Origin of the sequence: Polynucleobacter sp. JS-Polo-80-F4 (genome assembly GCF_018881965.1) — a bacterium.
GTDB lineage: Bacteria > Pseudomonadota > Gammaproteobacteria > Burkholderiales > Burkholderiaceae > Polynucleobacter.
Map to the genome: position 1 here is coordinate 7,322 of NZ_JACVPI010000003.1, position 6,894 is coordinate 14,215.

Annotated in this window: 1 protein-coding gene; it reads right to left on the reverse strand. The window is 44.2% G+C overall.

The annotated features are described in order from the left end of the window. Positions 1-6,894: glycine-rich domain-containing protein (locus ICN20_RS10190; RefSeq protein WP_216240516.1), on the reverse strand; the 6,894-nt coding region annotated here is incomplete at both ends.

The window sequence follows — 6,894 nt, forward strand, 5'->3', positions numbered from 1 at the left end:
CAAGGTGGTACGAAGTCAGGAACCCAGTTATCCGCTTGACCGATCCACAGATTGCCAGAGTAATTCTGGTTCCAGATGGTTTTGACATTGGCGGCTAAGTAAGTGTCATTGGCTTCGATGGTGAGCTGATCTAAAGCAGTGCCATTGCTGCCGACGGCTTTATTAAAGTACACGGCGCCATTATTGGCTTTGACCGTCAGGCTATTGACGCCATCAGTCCAGTACATTGGTCCATAGTCATCAAAGACTAGAGCACCAGCATCCCCTACTTTGCCGTAAAAGTTAATATTGCCTTGGTCTGATTGCAAGCGGATGTTCTTGCCAGCAGCCCAAGGTGGTACGAAGTCAGGAACCCAGTTATCCGCTTGACCGATCCACAGATTGCCAGAGTAATTCTGGTTCCAGATGGTTTTGACATTGGCGGCTAAGTAAGTGTCATTGGCTTCGATGGTGAGCTGCAATAAGGGATTTATTCCGCCCACTTTCTTATTAACGATAATGGAACATAAACATTCGCCTCTTCCAGCGTTTAAAGTCAAACTATAAGGAGTAATGTCATCATAGCTATTTATGGTGTCATTAAAGGTAATGCTTCCACCGTATGAAGATATAGCAGCATCTCTAAGCAGGACTACTGGACTATTAAAAGTAAACGATGCGCCGTTTTGATTGTTGATTGAACGATTTAGATAGATTGGGCCATCACGTTGGTACTCTTGATTACCTATGATGAAGTTTGCAAAAGGTTCGTAAGCATCAAAACCATTCCAGCCAAATACAGTGCGCTCTTGACCATTGAGCACTGACATACGAATGTTTAAGCCACCATTATTCAAATCATTCCAACCTAAGTTAATTGGAATGTCACTATAAGTTGCAATGGCTAAAGTGCCGCCACTGCTAAAGATGGAATCACTTCTACGGGTTGTTAGGCTATCGGTGATAAAGGAGATTGTTCCGCCCAAGCCATTGAGGGTCACATTCTGGCCAAGGGTAATGCTAGGGGCGGCATATTGCTGTATGCCCCAGGTAGCTACATTCACATTTAAATTCAGCGGATTAGCACTGTAGACTTCAAGCCCAGCTAGCGGTAATGGTGGACCACCATCAAAAAAGCCGATATCCCCATTAAAAATGACTGAGCCGTTGTTCGCTTTAACGATCAATGTATCGGCGTTGGGCTGGCAGTAAAAACCACAATAATTGAATAGATTCCCTACGTCAGCTATCGCTGACCTAAAGGCAATATTACCCTCTCTAGAGGTCAATTTGACGGTACGAGACCTATCAGAGAAGATATCGCCAATACCAATAAAGCCGCGGAAGGTTTGATCACCTATAGTAGTGATGTTGCCATTTAGCAGAGCAGTACCATAAACATCAAGACTGCTTAACGGATTGATATTACCGACTGCTTTATTAAAAGCAGTGAAACATAACATGCAAAAATCAGGGTTAGTGACAACCGTTAAACCGAAGGCTGTACCATCATAACTATTGATCGTGCTATTAAAGGTGATGCCACCTCCGTAAGTAACGTATGAAGATATAGCAGCATCTCTAAGCAGGACTACTGGACTATTAAAAGTAAACGATGCGCCGTTTTGATTGTTGATTGAACGATTTAGATAGATTGGGCCATCACGTTGGTACTCTTGATTACCTATGATGAAGTTTGCAAAAGGTTCGTAAGCATCAAAACCATTCCAGCCAAATACAGTGCGCTCTTGACCATTGAGCACTGACATACGAATGTTTAAGCCACCATTATTCAAATCATTCCAACCTAAGTTAATTGGAATGTCACTATAAGTTGCAATGGCTAAAGTGCCGCCACTGCTAAAGATGGAATCACTTCTACGGGTTGTTAGGCTATCGGTGATAAAGGAGATTGTTCCGCCCAAGCCATTGAGGGTCACATTCTGGCCAAGGGTAATGCTAGGGGCGGCATATTGCTGTAAGTTCAGGGTTGTAACACTGACATTAAGGTCCAATGGATTGGCGCTGAAGACTTTGAGCTGTGAAAGGGGTATGTAATAACCAACATGGTCGTTTAAGACGATATTCTGAGCGCGCAAAGTAAGCGACGTACTCATTAATGGAATGGATGAAGAGCCATAATCAACACCAAAGAACTGGCAATCTGCACACCCACTAATATCATCGATAGCAGCATTAATCTTGATATTTCCGTAGCGAGAGACCAAGCTTATTGATCTTGCATCGCTAGAATTAGGATCCCCAACTAAAACTTCCCAGGCGCTATAGGTTTGATTCCCGCTGGTGCGAACGTTTCCAACAATATCAATAATGGCAGCGTTAATCTTCAGTGTACGCAACGGATTGATAGAGCCAACATCACCCATCAATACGGTTAAGAAAGAATCAATGAATAATTTTCTCTTGCCATCTACAGTGCCATAAAAATATACCGCATCTCCAGAAAGGTAGGTATTTTTAGCCAGAGTTACGGGACCAAGGTATGTTTGATCTCCATAAGTTTCGACTGAATTTGCTAAAACACTTAATCCCCTTACTGTAAGGCTTGAAGGTGATCCGGTGGAATTGATGATGCTCCCCGAATCATGCACAGCTAGTGCGGAGATAGTGATATCTTTTTGAATATCCAGCGTTCCAGTTACGTCTACGCTAGAAGAATAATCAATCTTTCCAGCGCCCTTAAGAGTAAGGGTTGCGCCTTGATCAATTAATGTAGTTCCAGTGTAAGTATTTGCACCAGTTAAAGTGAGTACACCGGATGAGCCAGCAAAGGCAAAGCTAGTTGCACCACTGATAACTCCAGCTACAGTATTTTCAGTGTTGGAAGAAGTTATGGATAGCATCTCTAAATCAGCAATATTCCCGAAGATACTTACTTTTCCAGAACCCGAGTTAATAAATAGTCGGCTAGCGCTAATTTGGTTTAGCAACCCATTAATCACCACAGCACCCGAACCACCACTCCCATCAATACCAAGTGCATTTGAATTGAGGCTAATATTTTCTGCAGTTAACGTGACATTGCCACTATAGGTCTGGTCTCCTTGTGTATTCACATCACCACCAAGCAGAACATTACCGCTAATTGACAACTGATTAAGTGAATAAGTAGCGCCAACTGATGATCCGAACGTTGTATTTGCGGAGTTATTATGAATGATCAGGCTATAAGGGCTTGATCCAATACTATCGACAGTTGAGCTAAAGGTAATTGAATCGGAAGAAGTGAGCGTAGTGTTAGCGGCTAAGGTAACAGTGCCTTCATATGACTGGCTGCCGCTAGTTGTAACATTGCCGGCCAGGACACTATTACCCCTCACCTGTAAATTAGAGATATTTACAGAATTAGTGATTTCACTGCTTCCGACCATACTTAGACTAGAGCTCAAAGTGACGGTGCCGGAATACTGAAGATCCAACTTGCCTGCACCGCCAATAATTACTGATGAATTCCCCAGGGCATTTGCACTTCTTGCCGCCAAAATACCCCTGGTAATGATAGTAGAGGCACTATATGTATTAGATCCACTCAATACAAGGGTTCCATTATTACTAGAGCTAATTAAGATTAATCCAAGTGAAATGCCATTGCCATCTTGGATAACGCCAGAGAAATTTCCTAAAGTAGCGCCTATCAATGTTAAATACACTTGACTACCAGCAATGCTATTTGTGATGGTATTTCCAGCACCTCCGGTAATTTTTGCAATGGTAAGTGGTTGGCCAAGTAGATCAAGGGTTGCGTCCCCAGACATTATGATGACCGATTTGCTAGATAACGCGCTGAGATTAACAAGACCCGAACTAATCCGGATAGTCGAGCTATCCGGAAGAATCCAAGATCCAATTCCAGTTTGATCAACGGTAGTTATGCCATTACTTCCATCGGTATCCGGTATGGTTGGGTGAAATTGATTATTCAGCGCGCTACCAGTAAAAATAAATGTACGGCTACCGGCACCAGATAATGCGATATTGCCCTGACTAGTAAAGTTCACTATTGAACTACTGTCGACGCCTGAGCCATTAATTGTGCCACCCAAGGTGGTAATGGTAAAAAGTCGATCAGTACTAATGGGACCGCTTCCTAAATACTGCAAAGTGCCGCCATTAAAAATTAAATTTGCTGCATCACTCGATGACATACCAACACTACTAGCCACCCCACCATCGGCAAGAGATGTAACAATCAGAGTGCCATTGCTAATAGTAGTGCTGCCTGTATAAGTGTTAGCACCCGAGAGTGTTTGGGTGCCACTAGAGATAATTACACTTAATTGAGGACTGCAGCATGCAGGTGGAGATGGCTCATCCTGAATAATGCCAGCATAGTTGGTGTTGTTTCCCCGAATAGTAAGTACGCCACTTCCAGTGATGACTCCAGTATTACTTCCGGTTAAATTATTGAGGGTATAGGATTTATCTTTTGGCCAATCATTTCCATCTAAAAATAAGATTCCATCATTAGTTACGCTGCTTGAATTGGCAATACCGCCATTTCTCCAAAGATAGAGCCCGGCAGTGACATTAATTATTGTTGGTCCACTATATTCATTTGACCCAACAAATACCTGAATTTGGTGGGCCGTGCTATTCCAAATATCATTACTTCCATTTGAGCCAGAAGAAATAGTAACGCCACCAGAACCTCTAATATTTCCATAAAACCAACTATAACCATCGCCGCCATGCGGATTAGTTATTAGTAAATTATTCGAGCCCAAAAGGACAGAAGAAAGACTTTGATTGTGCGCAACAAAATCAATACTTCCTAAACTTTGAATAGAAATATCACTACCGGCACCTGAGATATCGAAGATTCCATTGTCGATTACCGCAGAAGAATTAGCGATTGAGCCAGCACTAACTAAAGCTAAGGTTACGCCTTGAGCAATATAGGTGGCGCCAATATAAGTGTTAACACCGGAAAGGGTCTGCGTATACCCATTGCCTGTAAACACTATATTGCCGCCAGTAACGACATCATCTTGGATCACACCACTAAAACTGCCAGCTCCAGCATCAGAGCCAATCGTCAAAGTATTGATACCTAAAGAAACTACTCCATAGCCCGCTCCAGGAGTTAAATCATTGAGAGCTTTGATCGAGACAGGCGCAGAAGCTTTGGAGATATCAAATACCCCATCGACATTCACTGCTGAAGAGTTAGCTATTGAACCAGTGCCAGATAGTGATAGTGTTGCACCACGAGCGATATTGGTGGCGCCCATGTATGTATTGACGCCTGAGAGAGTTAGAGTGCCGGAGCCATCCAGTGCTAAAGATATATTTCCATGAATGGATCCTGAAATAGAGCTAGACGCATTAGAAGAATTAATAGTCAATCTTGAGCTGCTATTCGAATAACTCAAGACAACTATACCGTCAGAGCCTCTGCCACCATACCCATTTCCATTGCTTGTTCCGCCGCCGCCACCATTGCCATAACCAATTGCATTTCCTCCGGGTTGGAACACAATGGTTGAGCCATTTCCACCCACCCCAGAGCCGCCAATTCCAGGCTCACCAATACCTGATCCCGCGCCACCGCCACCGGCCCCATAATACTGCTGAGTGCCTGTTAGCGAAGATGCAATTCCGGCACCGCCATCACCAGCGTGATACCCAAAAGAAATTGGGTAAGGCATTCCAGCTGCACCACCTGCTCCGCCACCGCCGCCAGTGTAACTGCCAACGTAAGTATTGATACCTGAACTTCCAGAGTTGCCCTGACCTGGTGTGCCAAGTGCCCCAGACTTTCCAAATGATCCGCCACCACCCGAACCACCGCTAAGTGCTGGGTCGTATTGACTATAACCACCCCTACCACCGCCATAAGCATAGATGGTTGTAAATCCAGATCCAGATATAGATGAGCTACCACCCGAGGCACCAGGGCTATTCATTCCACCAGATCCGCCTGCACCAATGGCAATTTGATAAGAAGTGGCTCCTGAAAAAGCTGCAGAACTAATCAATACTCCACCACCACCACCACCACCGCCGCCATTACCAGCCCCGCCGCCACCGCCAGCAACAACCAAATAATTGGCTTGAAGTGAAGCCGCTGGAGTCCAAGTAAAAGTAGATATAGTTAAATCAAAAGAAAGCAACCCACCGTCAACAATCTGATTGCTATACGAATTACCGTTTCCAGGATTGGTTAAAGAACCATCGAACACATATGATCCATCCTTTAGAAACTGAATTACTTTTGTTAATGCACCGCTTACAACAACATTTCCAGCAATACTGACTGGCCCTGTACCGCTGCTTAGGGTAATGTCAGATGCCGCCAAAGAAAGATTGCCTCCATAATTTTGGCCGTCTAGGCCTGTTGTAGTTACATTTCCAGCTACTACAGAAGACCCGCCATTATTTACGCTTAATGATGACAGGGGTGTTGTAGCGCCCACTGACCCACCGAAAGTGACCGCTCCAGTTCCAACATTAATAGTCAGCGATTGAATGCCAGAAGAAGCGGCATTGATATTTCCATTGAAAAGGACCGATGAATCATTGCCGGCCGTGAGGGTTACAGATGCCCCAAGTAAAACACCACCGTTATAGGTTTGCGCACCAAGTGTTGCGACGTTAGTGTTTAATTCAATGGTTGTTGAGGTAAAGGTTAGGGTTGCTGAGCCGGCTGTTGCATTAATTGCAGAACGAATGTTGATATTGCCAGCCCCCGGCGTGCTGATTTGTACGTTAGTAGAGGCATTAAGAGCGGTATTAATAGTGTCTGCAACGGCATCGTTGATGATTAAGTCATACGGATCAATTAACCAGATACCACCCCTACCTGCATTAATACTTGATAGCAAACTGAGTGTGCCGCCAGAGGTTTCAATCAAACCACCATGCAGATTGCTTTGATTGGGGTCTAGCTGTGAA